16 protein-coding genes, 2 tRNA genes and 1 pseudogene are annotated in these 16,702 nt (G+C 42.9%); 17 read left to right on the forward strand and 2 right to left on the reverse strand.

Annotation, left to right across the window (positions count from 1 at the left end):
• The first annotated feature begins 5 nt into the window (after positions 1–5).
• The 4 genes and pseudogenes from ispG (at position 6) to kam1_RS01620 (ending at position 3,689) form a co-directional block, all read left to right on the forward strand.
• Positions 6–1,759: pseudogene (ispG, locus tag kam1_RS01605) on the forward strand ((E)-4-hydroxy-3-methylbut-2-enyl-diphosphate synthase).
• Positions 1,760–1,816: 57 nt separating this feature from the next.
• Positions 1,817–2,092, forward strand: coding sequence for a Sec-independent protein translocase subunit TatA/TatB (locus kam1_RS10965; RefSeq protein WP_079254285.1), 276 nt, complete (start codon positions 1,817–1,819; stop codon positions 2,090–2,092).
• Between the two features lie 198 nt (positions 2,093–2,290).
• Positions 2,291–3,298, forward strand: coding sequence for an adenosyl-hopene transferase HpnH (gene hpnH / locus kam1_RS01615; protein ID WP_039721938.1), 1,008 nt, complete (start codon positions 2,291–2,293; stop codon positions 3,296–3,298).
• A gap of 16 nt (positions 3,299–3,314) precedes the next feature.
• Complete coding sequence (locus tag kam1_RS01620; protein ID WP_039721937.1) at positions 3,315–3,689, forward strand: hypothetical protein; 375 nt, start codon at positions 3,315–3,317, stop codon at positions 3,687–3,689.
• A 56-nt stretch (positions 3,690–3,745) separates the two neighbouring features.
• Here kam1_RS01620 and kam1_RS01625 read toward each other — a convergent pair whose 3' ends face one another.
• Positions 3,746–4,387 (reverse strand): polyphenol oxidase family protein, encoded by a 642-nt coding sequence (locus tag kam1_RS01625; RefSeq protein ID WP_039721936.1) that lies wholly within the window; start codon positions 4,385–4,387, stop codon positions 3,746–3,748.
• Between the two features lie 21 nt (positions 4,388–4,408).
• Positions 4,409–4,482: transfer RNA gene (locus tag kam1_RS01630), tRNA-Pro, on the reverse strand.
• 72 nt (positions 4,483–4,554) lie between these two features.
• Here kam1_RS01630 and kam1_RS11190 point away from each other — a divergent pair.
• The 13 genes from kam1_RS11190 to kam1_RS01685 all read left to right on the forward strand — a co-directional run bounded on the left by kam1_RS11190 (position 4,555) and on the right by kam1_RS01685 (position 16,599).
• Positions 4,555–4,755 carry a helix-turn-helix domain-containing protein gene (locus tag kam1_RS11190; RefSeq protein ID WP_200885787.1) on the forward strand — a complete coding sequence of 67 codons (201 nt, stop codon included), beginning with the start codon at positions 4,555–4,557 and terminating at the stop codon, positions 4,753–4,755.
• Between the two features lie 800 nt (positions 4,756–5,555).
• Positions 5,556–5,627 (forward strand) — tRNA-Met (locus kam1_RS01640).
• Positions 5,628–5,764: 137 nt separating this feature from the next.
• Positions 5,765–6,421 (forward strand): cytochrome c3 family protein, encoded by a 657-nt coding sequence (locus kam1_RS01645; RefSeq protein ID WP_039721935.1) that lies wholly within the window; start codon positions 5,765–5,767, stop codon positions 6,419–6,421.
• Positions 6,422–6,497: 76 nt separating this feature from the next.
• Positions 6,498–9,635 (forward strand): 4Fe-4S dicluster domain-containing protein, encoded by a 3,138-nt coding sequence (locus tag kam1_RS01650; RefSeq protein WP_039721934.1) that lies wholly within the window; start codon positions 6,498–6,500, stop codon positions 9,633–9,635.
• 6 nt (positions 9,636–9,641) lie between these two features.
• Positions 9,642–10,781, forward strand: coding sequence for a polysulfide reductase NrfD family protein (locus tag kam1_RS01655; RefSeq protein ID WP_244946112.1), 1,140 nt, complete (start codon positions 9,642–9,644; stop codon positions 10,779–10,781).
• Positions 10,769–11,083 (forward strand): hypothetical protein, encoded by a 315-nt coding sequence (locus tag kam1_RS10370; protein WP_244946113.1) that lies wholly within the window; start codon positions 10,769–10,771, stop codon positions 11,081–11,083. The genes kam1_RS01655 and kam1_RS10370 overlap by 13 nt, the downstream gene beginning before the upstream one ends.
• Complete coding sequence (locus kam1_RS10200; RefSeq protein ID WP_039721932.1) at positions 11,073–11,669, forward strand: DUF3341 domain-containing protein; 597 nt, start codon at positions 11,073–11,075, stop codon at positions 11,667–11,669. Before kam1_RS10370 ends, kam1_RS10200 begins: the two co-directional genes overlap by 11 nt.
• Positions 11,670–11,673: 4 nt before the next feature.
• Entirely contained in the window at positions 11,674–12,294 is a 621-nt protein-coding gene (locus tag kam1_RS01660; RefSeq protein WP_039721931.1) for a c-type cytochrome, read from the forward strand.
• Complete coding sequence (locus tag kam1_RS01665) at positions 12,287–13,489, forward strand: hypothetical protein (RefSeq protein WP_039721930.1); 1,203 nt, start codon at positions 12,287–12,289, stop codon at positions 13,487–13,489. Before kam1_RS01660 ends, kam1_RS01665 begins: the two co-directional genes overlap by 8 nt.
• A 21-nt stretch (positions 13,490–13,510) precedes the next feature.
• Positions 13,511–13,882: a hypothetical protein gene (locus kam1_RS01670; protein ID WP_039721929.1), complete on the forward strand. Its 372-nt coding sequence runs from the start codon at positions 13,511–13,513 to the stop codon at positions 13,880–13,882.
• Positions 13,883–13,896: 14 nt separating this feature from the next.
• Positions 13,897–15,342, forward strand: coding sequence for a cbb3-type cytochrome c oxidase subunit I (locus kam1_RS01675; protein ID WP_039721928.1), 1,446 nt, complete (start codon positions 13,897–13,899; stop codon positions 15,340–15,342).
• A 163-nt stretch (positions 15,343–15,505) separates the two neighbouring features.
• A complete protein-coding gene (locus tag kam1_RS01680; protein WP_244946114.1) occupies positions 15,506–15,964 on the forward strand; it encodes a cbb3-type cytochrome c oxidase subunit II in 459 nt (152 codons plus the stop codon).
• Positions 15,961–16,599 (forward strand): c-type cytochrome, encoded by a 639-nt coding sequence (locus kam1_RS01685; RefSeq protein ID WP_039721926.1) that lies wholly within the window; start codon positions 15,961–15,963, stop codon positions 16,597–16,599. The genes kam1_RS01680 and kam1_RS01685 overlap by 4 nt, the downstream gene beginning before the upstream one ends.
• Positions 16,600–16,702 lie beyond the last annotated feature (103 nt).

The following is a 16,702-nucleotide window of genomic DNA, read 5'->3' on the forward strand; positions in this document are numbered from 1 at the left end:
CAACCATGTTCTCTTATAAACGGAATTTTTTTGAATATACACGAAGACCTGTTCGAGAAGTTCGGGTGGGTTCGGTGGGGCTAGGTGGGCATCACCCCATAGTCGTTCAATCAATGCTCACCTCTGATACAATGGATACGGATAGCTGTTTGAAAGAAGCTATGGAGCTTGTAGACTGCGGATGCCAAATTGTCCGGATTACGGCTCCTACGGTAAAGGATGCAGCTAATCTTGAGTTTATTCGTAAGGGCTTAGATCAATTGGGATGTAACGTGCCTATTGTCGCTGATATCCATTTTAAACCGGAAGCAGCCATGGAAGCTGCAAAATGGGTGGAAAAAATTAGAATTAATCCAGGGAATTTCTCCGACCGAAAAAAATTTATCATTCGATCGTATACCGACCAAGAGTATAATGAAGAACTTCGAAGGATAGAACAAACCTTTCTGCCACTTCTTGAGTTTTGCTCCAAAAGAAAGATTGCGCTGCGTATTGGGACAAATCATGGCTCTCTTTCCGATAGGATAATGAACCGGTATGGGACAGCCCTCATGGTATGGTCGAAAGTGCTTTGGAATATGCAACGATTTGTAGAAAATACGGCTTTCATGACATTGTCTTTTCGATGAAAGCTTCGAATCCTCGAATTATGATTGCCGCTTATCGCCAGCTTGTTGAGCGTCTTGAAAAGCTTGGCGAAGATTGGAATTATCCTATCCATGTTGGAGTTACTGAAGCTGGGGATGGAGAAGATGGTCGGATCAAAAGCGCCATTGGTATAGGCTCTCTGCTAGCCGATGGCATAGGAGATACTATACGGGTATCTTTAACAGAAAGTAGTGTGCACGAAATTCCTGTGGCCAAAAAACTGATTGCCGTGGTTGAGGAGTTGGCAGCCGCTCCTGCTCCAAAAGTCAATGGATTTTCTTTTAAACCTTCCTTCGAATATAACAGGCGGCCTACGATACAGCTTGATTATGGCATCGCTGTAGGGGGAGAAGCACCAGTGCGAGTAGCCGTCCCTTTATCCCATTATGATTATCTTAGAAACAATCCGCCTGGTAAAGAATTCCTTGCAGAATTTCCCTATGATCCTTCTGCTGTGATTGAGCTTGATCTGGATGATATCCAATCGATTTTAGCTTTAAAAGAGGCCCCAACAAAATTAGTGACTATCAAAGATGGCTCGCCTTACCCACCAATTTTCGCTTTTAGAGCTTTGGCGTCGATCTTAGGGGATCGGCATCCTATCCTTTTGAAAGATACATTTTTCCCGGAGAGAGATCAGAATACCTCCGATAAGGAAAAAAACCTCCTAGCTTCCAGTCTTCATATTGGCTCTTTGCTTTGTGATGGTATCGGAGATGCCATTCTAATACGACGGGATCCAGATCCTTCCTATGCCCTCGTCTTGGCCTATTCTATTTTACAGGGGTCTGGCAACCGGATTGTAAAGACTGAGTATGTGGCTTGTCCTTCTTGTGGAAGAACTTTGTTTGATCTTCAATCGACAACGGCCCGAATCAAAAAAGCAACAGGCCATCTTAAGGGTCTTAAGATAGCAGTTATGGGTTGTATAGTGAATGGACCTGGAGAAATGGCAGATGCAGATTTTGGCTATGTAGGGGGAGCCCCGGGAAAGGTTAATTTGTATGTGGGCAAAAAAGCGGTGCGATTTAATATTCCAGAAGCTGAGGCGGTAGAGGCATTGATTGATTTGATAAAAAAAGAGGGAAAATGGATGGATGCCCCCTCTTAAGTCATTCGATAATTTTGTTCGATTGATAAAAAATTTTTTTTTGATATGGTTTTTTCTATGATATTTGCATTTGGTTTGCCATCAGGGTCGGAGTGGTTCTGGATATTTGTCGTGGTCTTTCTTCTTTTTGGGGCCAAGAAATTGCCTGAGCTGGCGCGTGGGTTAGGAAAAGCTTTAGGAGAATTCCATAAAGCAAAAGAAGAATTTGAAAAAGAAGTAAGACAGGCAGCGAAAGTGGAAACAGAAGAGCCTTCTCAGAATATTCCAAAGATTGCTTCTCCAGAAGGCACTGTCTCTAGGATCACTGACAAAGAAGTCAATAAAGGTTCTTAATCCAGAAATAACGCACTTTCCTTTTTAGGCACAGGAAGGATAGTCTACTTTTTTCTAGAGTGGATAAGCGGCCAGGAGCTGATTTTTCTAAGGAAAAGGTTTCTCAAAACCTTTTAAGGTTTTTTCTGAATATTTCTATAGAAAAAAACACTATGGCATTGACTTTCTTTTTGTTCTTTTTTATGCTCCCTGTTCACTATGGTGCCTTTATCTCAAGTTTGGACTGTCGCCAGTTACGTTATTGGGAAAAAACTCAAAGGGGTCAAAAGATATCCCCTTGTGTTAATGCTAGAGCCGCTTTTCCGATGTAATCTGGCTTGTGCAGGTTGCGGGAAAATTCAATATCCGGATCATATTCTTAATCGAAGGCTGACGCCGGAGCAGTGCTGGGCGGCGGCTGAAGAATGTGGCGCTCCCATTGTCAGTATTGCTGGAGGAGAGCCACTCGTCCATAAGGAAATCGATCGGATCGTCGAAGGGTTAATTAGAATGAAAAGATATGTTTATCTTTGTTCCAATGCCCTTCTGTTGAAGAAAAGGCTGGATCTATTCAAACCAAGCAAGTATTTGACTTTTAGCATACATCTGGATGGGCTCAAAGAAGAGCATGACGAATCGGTTTGTCGGGAGGGAGTCTATGAAACAGCAGTCGAAGGAATAAAGGAAGCGGTGAAAAGGGGCTTTCGAGTTACAATCAATTCCACCCTTTTTGATGGGGCCAATCCAGAAAGAGTGAGAGCTTTTTTCGATGAAGCCATGCGGTTGGGAATAGAAGGAATAATGGTTTCGCCAGGGTACAGCTATCAAAAAGCACCCGATCAAGAACATTTTCTACAAAGGAATAAAACTAGAGAGCTTTTTAAACAAATTTTAAAAGACAGAAAAAAAAGTTGGAAATTCAATCTTTCGCCTCTTTTTCTGGAATTTCTTCAAGGAAATATTGAGTATGATTGCACACCTTGGGGAAATCCTACTTATAATGTTTTTGGTTGGCAGAAGCCTTGCTATCTTCTCCAAGATGGATATGCCAAAACCTTTAAGGAGCTTATAGAGTCCACTCCTTGGGAAAAATATGGTTTTCGGAGTGGCAATCCAAAGTGCGCTAACTGTATGGTGCATTCTGGCTATGAGGCAACAGCAGTGAACGATACCTTTGGATCTTGGAGAGGCTTTGCTAAGACAGTTAAAGCTACACTATCTTTGTAAAGTAGTAGAGCAGAGTATGGGGAAAGAAAAAAAGGTGTTAAGCGGAGAAAAATTCGTGTTTTCAAACGATAGTCAAAAGATCGAAATTCTTGAAGCAGCCTTTGATTATCGGGGGGATGTGACTCTTGAACTTGTTCAGGGGCAGACGATCGAAGGCTATCTTTTTAATAGGCAATTGACCGAAGCTCCATTTTTTGTCGAAATGCTTGTTCCTGGAGAGGAGTCGGCTCGTCGTATTCCTATCGAGCAGATCTGTGCCGTGACGTTCAGCGGAAAAGATCCAGCAGATGGAAAATCCTATGAAGCATGGAAGGCTAAAAAAGAAAAAGAAAGACGTGAAGAAGCCAAAAAAATTGAGTCAGAAATGAAGCAGGCAGGCCTGCTGGATTGATGACTTCTAGCTTTTGCATGCGGACACGGTCCTGAGATTAATCCTGACAATATTATCTATAGTGGCTGTTTGAGGAGGACTGCCCACATTCTCCCTGTATTCCCTTTTTCGGCTCTATAAGAAAAATATCGATCGAGATTACAGGCTGTGCAGCTGCCTGCATCGAAAATCTGCTCCACTCCTTCTGATTGAAGTTGATGGATTATATCGGAGAGAAAATCAATTTCATAATGAGGAAACCGAATGCACGGACTTATCTGGACAATTAGATCGCTTGGCTTCGAACCGAAAATGTTTGTCATTTGTCGGAGGGCTTTTCTTACGATTTCTAAGTGCGTGCCTTTTTTGCCGGCATGCACAAGCCCTATTGCTGTAGAATGAGGATCGTAGATATACAGAGCCGCACAATCCGCCACACGGATGCATAGAAGAAGGTTGGATTGGTCAGTTAGTAATCCATCGGCTTGCGGAAAGAACAGTTGGTCCCTGCTTTTTACGACAGCAATACCATCTCCATGTGGCTGTCCAGCTGTGACTATAGGAATGGATTCGTCAAGGCCAAGAGCCTTCAGAGAAGGTCTTAAAAGATACTCTTCTTTTGCCGATTGGTTTGGGTCTCTTGGGTATCGAAGAGAAAAGCCATGCTTCAGCGGCAAAACAGTCAAGGCTGGGAAAAACTCCCATTGCAATATAGGCATTGAGGCTATCCTGTTAGTTTTTCGGGCTGCAGGGATTTGAACCCTGGACCTCTTGGTCCCGAACCAAGCGCGCTACCAGTCTGCGCTACAGCCCGGAGAAAATTAATATGGCAGTTTATAATTAATTGGGAAAGTTTTTTCTCCCAGAACATTGTGCAACAAAAAGAGTGCAACGGAAATCGCCCTTTGTCCGACACCAGAGCAAGCAGGCCGATTCCTTTAAGCGCGTCTGCGGCACGGCTCGGCGCGTCTGGAATTGGGCACTGGAGGAGTGGAACAGACAGGATGCAGCAGGACGCAAGTCGAATGCAATGGTGCTTAAAAAAGCAGTTCAATGCCATCTAATACACCGACCTAAAGTGGCTTGAGGAGAATGGGCAGGCCGTGGCTGAGCGGCGTCCACCGGGATGCGCACGCTTGGCCGTTTACGAATTTAGCCAAGGCGTGGCGCTGCTGCTTTGCCAGCCTCAAGGATGGCAATCAGGCGCATGCGCCGCAGTTTATCCTCTGCGACGTTGGCAAAGCTACATGCCCGCATTGCCAATGTCCGAGCGGATTGCGTGCATAAGCTCACCATTCTGCTCTGCTGAGAAAACCAAGCGGTGTGGATCGAGGACCTCCACGTCAAAGGAATGCTGGCGCACGACAAACGCGCCCGCGCCATCAGTAGGTGGGCTTTGGCATGTTTCGCTCGCAGATAAAGTACAAGGCCAGGAGCTACGGTACTCGGCTTGTCATCGCTGATCGGGGTATCCGAGCAGCAGACTGTGTTCGGCCTGTGGCTGGAAGAACGAAGCGTTGACGCTGAAAGATTGGGAATGGAACTGCCCGAAATGTGCGGTGCAGTCCACGACCGCAACCTGAACACAGCACTCGAACTTAAACGGCTGGCAACCATAACTGCCCTACCCGTGTCGAGTCCATCCGGTAACGGTGGCGCCGCGGCAGAGAGGGGCTCTGCCATAGTCGGGAAAGTCACGCCTTTCAGATACAGATACGGTCAGTAAGACGCGTCGGGGTAGGAAGAAAACTGTGCGTACGATTGTGCATGTTTTTGATAGCAGGGAATCAATCAAATAGTTATTGAAAAATGAACTATTTTTATACATCATGCCTAAAAGAATTGGTAATAATGCTTATAGAAAAAAATATAATTAATTACTTTAATGGCAGGGTAGCTCAGTGGTAGAGCGGGGGTTTCATAAGCCCTAGGTCGAGAGTTCGATCCTCTCCCCTGCTAATTCTTCTAAATTGCCTCAATTGTTAGATAAGATATAGAAAAAATGTAGAACCAATTTTCATTTTTCCTTTTTTATTTAAAGATGATTGGCAATAAAGAAATAGAAGTTTATCTAATCTGATCAATTCTTATTATCAATGGGTAATATATTTAACCGGCAGTCCAACGATTTGCCTCCTAAAATCCTTTTAGGGATTGTAGTCCTGGGTTTTTTATTTGTGATGGGTATAAGCTATTATTTTACGCCTAAATACTCGAGGGTCGGCTACATGCCAACACAGCCGATACCATTCGATCATTCTCTCCATGCCAATCAACTTGGTTTGGATTGCCGTTTTTGTCACAGTTATGTAGAAAAAAGTGGCTTTTCTAATATTCCGACTACACAAACTTGTATGAACTGTCATAGGCAAATTAAAATGGACAGTCCTAAATTGGCTCCACTCCGAGAAAGTTGGGAAACAGGAAAGCCTATAAAGTGGGTAAGGATACACCAATTGCCTGATTATGTTTATTTTGATCACTCCGCCCATGTCAACCGAGGAATAAGTTGTGTGAGCTGTCATGGGAAAGTAAATCACATGCAGAAGGTCTATCACGACCAACCTTTAAGCATGAGCTGGTGTTTGGATTGCCATAGAAACCCTGAATACTTTGTGAGGCCACCGGATAAAGTATTTGATTTGGATTGGAAGCCAGAGAATGAAGGGGAAACCCAACTGCTCCTTGGCAAAAAACTAGTAAAAGAAATGGGAATACATCCACCAGAAAATTGTGATGCCTGTCATAGGTAATTACATGTATTATAGCATTAAGGTCTTCAATAAAAACAGCTCTTAAGAGGAAAAGAGGGCGAGAGGTTTTATAATTATGGATGCGATGAAAGAAGAAGGGAAGATGAACCGCAGGACTTTTTTGAAGACTGTGTCGGCGGCGGCTATGGCGACTGGATCAATAGCAGCGACTGGATGCCGACGTCCAGAGGCATTTCTAGTGCCCTATACTAATAGCCCTGAATGGATTATACCAGGAAAAGCTTTGTTTTATGCTACTTCAAGACCGACTCGAAACGGTGCCGAGCCCATCCTTGTAGAATCTCACGAGGGAAGGCCTACCCATATCCATCCTAACCCTTATTTTTCTGATTACGGAGTCTCTACGCAAACGCAAGCTTCTATCCTAGATCTCTACGATCCGGATAGGGACGGGCGTATTACCCGAAATGGAGAGGTGGTATCCAAAAAAGACTTTATCGAATTTTTTAAATCTCAAGTGCAACAATGGATTGATAGGAAAGGGGCAGGGGTAGCGATACTTTCTTTTCCTGTGATTTCTCCTACGTTTGATCGGCTAAAAACGGAGTTTTTGGAAAAATGTCCTCATGCGACTTTTGCCTTTTATGATCCAGTGGGTAATGAGAACAGAAAAGAGGCTATCAAGCGATTTTATGGAGTTTCCTTAAGCCCTGTTTTCCAATGGGACAAGGCCGATGTCATTCTTTCTGTAGGATGCGATTTCTGTTCAGCTGAAGAGGGGGTAGAAGCCATCCGTGGTTTTGTGAAGTCAAGAAAACTAAAAGAAAGCTCCAGTTCGATGAATCGACTTTATGTAGTCGAAAATCGGATGACGGTGACTGGGGCGATGGCCGATCATCGGCAGGCTCTAAAAGTCTCTGATTATGAGCTATTTTTGTTGACCTTATGTTACTTCTTGGCCCAAGAAAAAGGCTTTGAAAATTTAAAGCCTGCCATTGCTTCCTTTAGCATTCCAGCAGACTGGAGTGCGGAGCTGATCAGTTGGATAAAAGTATTGGCTAATGATTTGGCCACTGCAAACGCGCCACTGGTAGTGATTAGCCGGATGGCTCCAGTATCGCAGCAGCTATTGGTTCTTGCCATCAACGAAGCCTTTGGAGTAAGAAAGGCAGTGCGGTTGATCCCCCAGCTAGAATCCGAAGGCGCTAGCTTTCTAGAACTCTGTGAAATGATTAAAAAAGAAGAAATCAAAGATCTTCTTATCATTGGGGCTAACCCAGTGTATAATGCTCCGGGAGATAGCCATTGGCCTGAATTACAGCGCAGCCTTCCTTCTGTTATTCATTTTGGGCTATTAAACGATGAGACAGCTGCCTATGCGAATTGGCATATTCCTCTAAGTCATTACCTAGAATGCTGGGGAGATTCGAAAACCTCCAGCGGACTCTATGTTAGTCAACAGCCTCTGATCGAACCACTTTTTGGATCTATTGGGTTGTTGGAACTTTTTGCTTTTATGAACGGGACGTGGGAGGCTTTGGAAGAGTCTGAACCAACTCCTCCCTCTATGTTGGCTCAGCCGCCAGTGGCAGGAGCCCCTCCCTTTATTCCTCTGCCTCTTGGATTGCGTTTAGTCCGAGATACTTTTTTCAAACTTTTCCCTGCCGCAGACTCTGATAAGGATCTTGTTTGGAGAAAACTATTGCACGATGGATTTTACAAAGAGTCTTCGCCTCCATTTGTCAATGCTGTTCCAAAGTGGGAAGAATGGAGCAAGAGTGTCGAACATCTTAAGGTTCAGAGAATCAACAAAGAGCAATTGGAACTTGTTTTCTATCCTTGTCCTAAAGTCGATGAAGGCAGTTTGGCTAATAATGGCTGGCTGCAAGAATTGCCTGATACCGTGACCAAGCTCTGCTGGGACAACGCTCTGTTAATGAGTCCTAATACGGCTAAGCGGTATGGCATTTTTGCTCGAAAAGCGGATTCGAGAAAGGCAGAAATCGTACGCATTGTCTCTGGGGGAAAATGGATTGAGGTGGCTACCTTAGTCGTTCCTGGTCATGCTGACAATTCCTTATCTTTAGCCCTTGGATATGGTCGTAAAAAAGAATTAAGAGTGGCCGCAGGGGTGGGTTTTAATGCTTATCCACTTACCAAAACGGAACACTTTTGGTGGGTTGATGACTGTTCAATCCAAAAAACAAATCGTTTTTATGATTTGGCTAAATCTCAAGAACATCAATTGATGCATGGAAGACCGCTAGTCAAGATAGCTTCCCTTGAGTATTTCCGAAAGCATCCCGATTTTATTTCAGAGCAGGGGACTGAAGAGATCCCAGAAGTCTCCATTTATGAAAATCCTTATTCTGGTCAGAAAGAAAAAGGCCCCGCCTATAAGGGAGGGGTTTGGGGAGGGCCCTATCAATGGGGCATGGTCATTGATTTGGGAAGCTGTGTGGGATGTAATGCTTGCGTTGTGGCCTGTCAGAGCGAAAACAATATTCCGATTGTAGGTAAAGGGCAAGTGATGCGCGGTCGGATTATGCAGTGGATTAGGATAGATAATTATTATCAGGGGAGCGATGAAAATCTGCAGATGTTTTTCGAACCTATGCTTTGCCAGCAATGTGAAAATGCTCCCTGCGAGGCGGTCTGCCCAGTCTATGCAACAGTCCATAGTAAAGATGGGTTGAATGTGATGGTTTATAACCGTTGTATTGGCACACGAGCCTGTGCAGCTAACTGCCCTTATAAGGTCAGGCGATTTAATTTTTTTGATTACAATAAAAGAGATGTGTTGAAGAAAAAGAAGATTGGGCCCTTTGAAATAGAAAATTTGTATTTGGGTCCTTTTGGTGATCTGGGTTCTCCTTTGACCATTCAGCTACAGAGAAATCCTAATGTCACCGTAAGGATGCGGGGAGTCATGGAGAAGTGCACTTTTTGTGTCCAACGGATTGAAGAGGCAAAAATAACGGCGCTGGCAAAGTCCAAAGGCACAGAGCCTAAAACGATCCCTACCGATTCTGTGAAAACGGCTTGTCAGCAGGCTTGCCCAGCTGGAGCTATCATATTTGGGAATCTGATGGATCAACAGAGCACGGTCTCTAAATGGAAAAAGAATGAGCGAGCGTATCGTATTTTGCAAGAGCTGAATACTAGACCTAGGATCACTTATTTGGCAAGGATCAACAATCCAAATCCTTCGATTGCTCCTCAAACCCAATTCGAAGGTAAAAAAGAGAACTAGAGATCTATGATAAGCAAATTTGGGCCAGAGAAGAACCTTTCTGAAGAAAAAAAAGCGTTGTTGCTCGAGCAATTAGAGAGGCCTCCTCTTGTACTGAACAAGAGGAACTACGGCTGGTTAACCGAAGCGATCTGTTCTATTGTCGAAAAGCCAGCGAAATTAGAATGGTGGATTGCTTTTATACTTTCTTTTCTTCTTTCGCTGTTGCTTCCACTAACAATTGTTTATTTTATCAGTACAGGACTTGGAGTATGGGGACTGAATAGTCCTGTATTCTGGGGGCTAGCGATTCTGAATTTTGTTTTTTGGATTGAAATTGGTCATGCGGGCACTCTGATTTCAGCCATCCTTCTTCTTACTAGACAAAAGTGGAGAAACTCTGTGAACAGAGCGGCTGAAGCCATGACGATTTTTTCTGTTCTCTGTGCAGCGGTCTTCCCTCTGTTTCATATTGGTAGGCAGTGGATGTTTTGGTATTTGGTTCCTGTTCCAGAGTCATATGCGGTATGGCAAAATTTTAGAGCGGCATTACTCTGGGATGAATTTGCTGTGGGCACCTATTTTACGGTTTCCTGTTTGTTCTGGTATTTCGGATTGATCCCGGATATTGCTGTTTTAAGAGATAGAGCCGAGAAAGGTTGGAAAAAACGGCTTTATCATATTCTTTGTTGGGGATGGAGCGGTTCGGCTGCTGAATGGCACAACTATGAACTTGGTTATCTTTGTTTAGGTGGCATTGCCACGATTTTAGTCGTTTCGGTAGCTTCCGTCGTCTCTACTGATTTTGCGACAACGATTTTACCAGGATGGCATGAAACGATTTTTCCTCCTGATTTTATTACGGGTGCGATTTTTAGTGGTTTTGCAATGATCGCCACTTTATTGATTCCTTTACGAGCCTTATACCCGCAGCTCAAAGATGTGATCACTCCAAAACATATCGATAATATGGCTAGAATCATGCTGGCCACGGGTTCCATGGTAGGCTATTCCTATATCATTGAGCTATTTGTAGCCTGGTATAGTGCTAATGTTTACGAAAAGTATTTGTTTTTGAATCGTATTTTTGGTCCCTATGCTGTCGCCTATTTTTTAATGTTCGGTTTTAATGTTTTCTTGCCTCAACTCTTTTGGTGGAAAAAATAAGGTCTAGTCCGTGGGCGGTCTTTTGCATTTCGATTCTTATTAATGTGGGGATGTGGTCGGAACGCTTTGTCATCGTTGTTACTGCCCTCTCGAGGGACTTTCTGCCTGGATCCTGGAGGATGTATTATCCAACTTGGGTGGATATTGGATTGTTCGTAGGAACTGTGGGATTTTTCTTTATGCTATTCCTTCTTTTTACGCGGTTTTTTCCTGTGATATCGATCGCTGAAGTAAAAACTTTAGTCTATGAAATGGAGCGCAAAGAATATGATTTGAAGAAAGGAACCTCTTATGGAGCATGAGAGAAGCAAGGATATTTATGGATTAGGAGCAGAATTTGATTCCATCCATAAACTAATGGCTGCGGCCATGGAGCTTTCTAAATTGGGTTATACCCAATGGGAAGTTTATTCTCCATTCCCAATCCATGGAATAGCGCATGTAAGGAGACTTGGCAAATCGAAAGTTTCTCTCTTTAGTTTGGTGGGAGGCTTGATTGGCTTGACTATTGCCCTAGTAATGGTAACTGCTATCTCTGCTCCTAGACCCTCATTCTTTAAGGAGGTGTTAAGTAGTCATCTCCAAGGCCTTTTTTATCCTTTGGTGGTCCAAGGTAAGCCATATCTAGGATTTCAAGCTTTTGTTCCCGTTCTGATTGAAATGACGATTCTTTTTGCTTCTTTCAGCACGGTTATCGGTGTGTTCTTTTTTAACCGTATGCCTTCTCCTTATAAATCGGTCTGGAATTGGGAACGATTATCGCAAAAAGCGATGGATGATCGCTTTTTTTTGGTAGTGGAAAATTCTGATCCACATTTTTCAGAAGATAAAACAAAACTTATTTTAAAAGAATTAGGAGCCCAAGCCGTTGTAAGCATTTGGAGATAAACCAATGCGGTATTTCTTTTATATTTGTTTTCTTTTAGTGATTACGGTGATAGCCACAGCGGGGCTACGAGGATGGAAAAGTCCAAAGCCTCCATTGGAAATTTTTCCTGACATGGTCAGGCAGTTGAAAGTCAAAGAACAGGCCTATAGCATCTTTTTCCCAGATGGTATGGCAGCCCGAATGCCAGTCAGTGGAACGGTATGTTGGGAGGAGCCGGTGGAAAACCCCTATCTTTCTACAGGAATTATTGGAGAACAGTGGGGAGAAGGATTCCCCATTGCCTTGTCGATCGATACGCTTAAAAAAGGAAAAGAGAACTTCGAAATTTATTGCTCGGCTTGCCATGGATTGGCTGGCTATGGTAATGGAATAGCAACGCGGTTTAATCTTTTTGGGGTTCCAAACTATCATCAGGATCATACAAGAGAGTTACCCGATGGCCAGATTTTTTATATTATTTCTCATGGCCAGGGAATGATGCTGGGCTATGGAGCCAATCTGTCTGTGGAAGAAAGATGGGCTATTGTTGCCTACATTAGGGCCTTGCAAAAAAGCCAAAACGTTCCTTTTGATTTATTGCCTGAGGAAAAAAAACAAATTCTGAAGGAGATCCAGCATGAATGATGCCAGCTACTTTATTCATCAACGGACTATGCTTCCTAAGGAAAAACTCAAAGGTGTTATTCGAGTCTTAGGAATAGCTGGTAGCATAGTGCTGTTGATTTCGTTGTTGGGTCTCTTGGTCAACAAATCTGAATTTTTCCATGCCTGGCTTTTTTCTTTTTTGTTTTATTTTGGTCTATGTACCGGGTCACTGTTTTGGGTTATCCTTCATTATGTCACGAATGCAGGCTGGGATACCCTTTTACGAAGACAGGTGGAAAATGTAGCTGCGCTATTCCCATTAGTTGTTTTATTCGCTCTACCGATCTTGTTCGATATTTTTTCCACCCATTATCTTTACGAGTGGACAAGACCAGAAGTCCAAAAACTCAAAGAATATTTGGAAAAAGCTTCCTATCTTAATGTCCCATTTTTTAGCCTCCGAGCGGTTCTTTATTTTTGTTTTTTTAGTATCGTGAGCTGGTTTTTTCGCAAGCAGTCCTGTATTCAAGACGGAGATGGCAACCCATTGCATTCACTCAAATTAAAACGCACCGCTTATCCCGTTGCTGTCCTCTTTGGCTTTCTGTTCACTTTTTTTGCTATCGATTGGGCAATGTCTCTTGAGTTTAGGTGGAGTTCCACCGTTTGGGCCTTTTATCTTTTTACAGGCGCAGCGGGCGCCAGTTTAAGTCTTTGGATTCTTATTCTTCTTGGTCTTCGAAAGTTTGGTTATCTCCTCCAAATGAATGCTGAGCATTATCATCTGCTTGGTAAATTGCTCTTTGCTTTTACAGCTCTGTGGGCCTATCTCGCATTCAGTCAGTACATGTTAATTTGGTATGGGAATATTCCTGAAGAAACGTATTTTTTCATAAAAAGAAACTACGATGGATGGTTTTACGTTTCTTTGTTACTAGTAGTTGGTCGATTTGCTTTGCCTTTTCTATTTCTTCTTCCTCAAGCTACAAAGAAAAACGAACGGTTTTTGGCAATGGTTGCTAGTTGGGTGTTGTTTATGCAGGCTGTGGAGTTGTATTGGATTGTGATGCCTATGGAGTTTGAGAAAAATCTGGTTGTTGGCTGGATGGAAATATCGATCGTGGTGGGTATGGGATTGGTGTTTTTGTCTGGTTATCTGCGAAATGCTAGCACAGTGTGTTTATATCCAATCCATGATCCAAGGCTGCAGGAATCGATAGAAGTCTATAACTGAAGGAAGGAGGTAAAAGAAAAAATGAAAACCCAGGAGATGGATCAGGAACAACAGACAAAAAAGCCTCTCATTTTTGAGGATCTGCTTGGACTCTTTGGAATCAGCATTCTTTTCCTTTTGGGGCTTTTATTCTCCTTCCTCTATGCTTCTTCTATGCAGAATAAGCAAGCTTTGGCAGAAAAAAAGAAAGCTGAAGAAATAAGAAAAATGCGGCTTACCGATCAGTTAGAAGCAAAGAAAAAGCTTTCATCTTATGGATGGATTGACAAAGAAAAGCGGATTGTTCATATCCCAATCGAGGAGGCAATGGAAAATGTACTCAAGGAGGAGGCATCGAAAAAACCAAAGGCTTCAGGAGTATATTTGCCTGGGATACAAAGGCCTGAAAAATAGGAGAAAGCAAACCGATGAGCAATCCAATGGTAGAATCTCAGGAGTGGATGGAGAGTGGAGTCTCTAGACCAGTCTCTCTCGACAGATCCTTTTTCATTCCTGTGATATTTACGCTTTTTGCCGCCTTTTTTTGGCTTTTGGTATCTATGGGATTTGCTCTTCTGGGTGCCGGCAAAATAGTAATTCCAAGCCTGCTTGGATCGTGGGGATGGTTAACTTTCGGTAGGATCGGATTGGCTTCTTTTCTTGTATTTTCTTACGGTTGGGGAATGAACGGTGGGCTAGCCTATGCGCTTTATCTCATAGGAAAGAATGCTCAGGAGCCCTTTAAGGGCAGCGGCTATTTTCTTTGCTCTGCTCTTTTTTGGAATCTAGCCATTTTTATTGGTATGATGGCTGTTCTCATTGGGGATATTCCTTCTCTATCCTGGGCGGGCTGGCCTGATTTTGTCTTATTTCTGCTTCTTTTGAACTATTCCTTAATGAATTATTGGATTGTAAAGAAATTGATTGTTAGTGGGAATTTTTTGAGAAACCTTTCCCATAGCTATCTTCTAATAGCTTTATTGTGGTTCCCATGGGCAGTTGGCAGTCTTTTTGTCTTTTTCCACTGGTTAGTTATTCGAGGTGTTTCTTTTGCAAGTATGGAATGGTGGTTTAATGAAGGGTTTTTGCATCTTTGGCTGGCCCCTGTTGGTTTGTCCATGCTCTATGATTATGTGGAAGGGAGGAACGATCAACGATCTTCGAGTTTTCTTGGCTGGTTGGGCTTAATCCTATTTTTTATATGTTCTAATTTTGCAAGTGCTTCTCACCTGGTTGGGGCTCCTTTCCCTCTTTGGATCGTAGGTCTTGGTATTGCAGCTCGCCTCTTACTCATCCTGGGAGCCGTTGCCATTGGAATCGATCTATTGCAAAGGCTTAAAAAAAGAATACAAACCAGTAAGCAGAACATCTTCTCAAGATATTTTTTGATTGCCTTCTATTGTTTTTTGATTGCAATTATTGGGGATGGATTGATTGCTTTGCCACCCATTAGCCGGCTTGTTCATTTTAGTTTTGTAGAAATTGCTTTTCTTGTCCTTTTTATCTATGGCTTTTATTCTTTTGTTCTCATAGGGATGGCGCATTATCTCTATTCAAATTATTTTAGAAAACCGTGGCTATCGGAGACCTTTTTAAAGATCACATTTTGGACAAATATGTATGGGATAAGCTTTCTTTTTGTATTTTTGTGTCTGGGAGGGATCATCCAGAGCGTGGAATTGGAAAATGCTGAGCTTCCTTTCTCTCAAGTAATAGAATCTGTTTTGCCCTATCTGAGAGGAGCTGGCATGTCTGCTACTCTGATACTCTTCTCCCAGCTTACCTATTGTTTTCTTTTGCTACTCATGTCCCTAATGCCAGTAGAGAAGGAGGGAATCGAAAAGAATGAAAAAAATTTATCGAGATCTATCTAACTCATAATCCATTGTAAAGGTAGTCAATGATAGCACGAATTGTTTGGGTTTTAGGCATCTTTCTCTGTTTTCTGCTTGGATGGTTTGTCTATGTCATTATCCCCTCGCAGGTGTTAGATCCTTCGCCTGAAGGAGAGGAAACCCCCCGCCTAATTTTGGGCTTGTGGAAGTTGGACAGCAAGTATACGGAGCTAATGGCTGTTCAGGCTGTCATACGCAGGTAGTCAGACCAGCCAATATGGGATCGGATATTGCCAGAGGATGGGGAAGCCGAAGAACCTTCCCAGTGGATTATTATCATGAGACCAATCCTTTTCTAGGGATTGTGAGAATAGGACCAGATCTTTCTAATATTGGTAAGAGGAAAAAAGATACAAGCTGGTTTTATATCCTTTTATATGAGCCCAATCAAATATTTCCTGGAACGATTATGCCGCCTTACAAATATCTTTTTCGTAAAGTCAGAGCGGAAGGAAAAAGGAATCCGGAAGCTCTACCCCCAGAACTTGATAGAACCCTTCCCAAAGGCATGCAAATCATGCCCTCACCGGAAGCTGTAGCTCTGGTAGCATATCTGCTTTCTCTAGATAGATCGTATCCTACCCAACCCAAAAAGCAATGACAGAAAACGAAAAGAATCCACAAGAGACCGTGACACCGCAACCTGCTCTAGGGGAAGAATCGAATAGAAAAATACCTAGTTGGTTTTGGCTCCTATCCATTATTATTTTATTAGTGGTATTGTATATCTTGGTATTTGAAACAGGGGGATGGCGTTCGACTGTCTTCGATGCCTCTAGCCTATTTTGGGGATATGTACCAAAAGAAAAACCAAAAGAGAAGGTTTTGCAAAAGACTCAACCTGTTACTGCTGATCCTATGGCCATTGGGCAGGAGCAGTACCAAGCCATGTGTGCAGCCTGTCATCAGCCAAGTGGTATGGGTATGGCTGGGCAATATCCTCCGCTGGCAAATTCGGAGTATGTCATTGGGAGTAAGGCAAGATTGGCGGCCATATTGTTAAACGGTCTTTCTGGAGAGCTTAAGATCAATGGACAGAATTATAATGGGGTAATGCCAGGATGGAAAACTGCCTTAAACGATGAAAAGCTTGCCGCCATTATGACGTATATTCGCAATTCTTGGGGCAATCATGGAGATAAGGTGGAGGCCAGTGAAGTCAAACAGTTCAGAGAAAAATATGGGAAAAAAGAGGGAGCGTGGAAGACAAGTGAGTTATCCACCCTTGGAGAATAGAAAGCAGAAAAAATCGCATTGAATTTTAAATCAAATCAATTTTATTAATAAGAAAAAGCACGCATTTTGTGGATTGCTTAAAAAGAGAAAATGAATAGTGTAT

The organism is Methylacidiphilum kamchatkense Kam1, assembly GCF_007475525.1.
GTDB classification, from domain to species: Bacteria; Verrucomicrobiota; Verrucomicrobiia; order Methylacidiphilales; family Methylacidiphilaceae; genus Methylacidiphilum; species Methylacidiphilum kamchatkense.

Bases quoted from the DNA above. Each gene is read 5' to 3' on its own strand.
- kam1_RS01655 (WP_244946112.1), top strand. From the start codon at position 9,642: ATGATAAGCAAATTTGGGCCAGAGAAGAACCTTTCTGAAGAAAAAAAA.
- kam1_RS01620 (WP_039721937.1), top strand. From the start codon at position 3,315: ATGGGGAAAGAAAAAAAGGTGTTAAGCGGAGAAAAATTCGTGTTTTCA.
- kam1_RS01670 (WP_039721929.1), top strand. From the start codon at position 13,511: ATGAAAACCCAGGAGATGGATCAGGAACAACAGACAAAAAAGCCTCTC.
- kam1_RS01650 (WP_039721934.1), top strand. From the start codon at position 6,498: ATGGATGCGATGAAAGAAGAAGGGAAGATGAACCGCAGGACTTTTTTG.
- kam1_RS01685 (WP_039721926.1), top strand. From the start codon at position 15,961: ATGACAGAAAACGAAAAGAATCCACAAGAGACCGTGACACCGCAACCT.
- kam1_RS01625 (WP_039721936.1), bottom strand. From the start codon at position 4,387: ATGCCTATATTGCAATGGGAGTTTTTCCCAGCCTTGACTGTTTTGCCG.
- kam1_RS10965 (WP_079254285.1), top strand. From the start codon at position 1,817: ATGATATTTGCATTTGGTTTGCCATCAGGGTCGGAGTGGTTCTGGATA.
- kam1_RS01660 (WP_039721931.1), top strand. From the start codon at position 11,674: ATGCGGTATTTCTTTTATATTTGTTTTCTTTTAGTGATTACGGTGATA.
- kam1_RS01675 (WP_039721928.1), top strand. From the start codon at position 13,897: ATGAGCAATCCAATGGTAGAATCTCAGGAGTGGATGGAGAGTGGAGTC.
- kam1_RS01645 (WP_039721935.1), top strand. From the start codon at position 5,765: ATGGGTAATATATTTAACCGGCAGTCCAACGATTTGCCTCCTAAAATC.
- kam1_RS01665 (WP_039721930.1), top strand. From the start codon at position 12,287: ATGAATGATGCCAGCTACTTTATTCATCAACGGACTATGCTTCCTAAG.
- hpnH (WP_039721938.1), top strand. From the start codon at position 2,291: ATGGTGCCTTTATCTCAAGTTTGGACTGTCGCCAGTTACGTTATTGGG.
- kam1_RS10200 (WP_039721932.1), top strand. From the start codon at position 11,073: ATGGAGCATGAGAGAAGCAAGGATATTTATGGATTAGGAGCAGAATTT.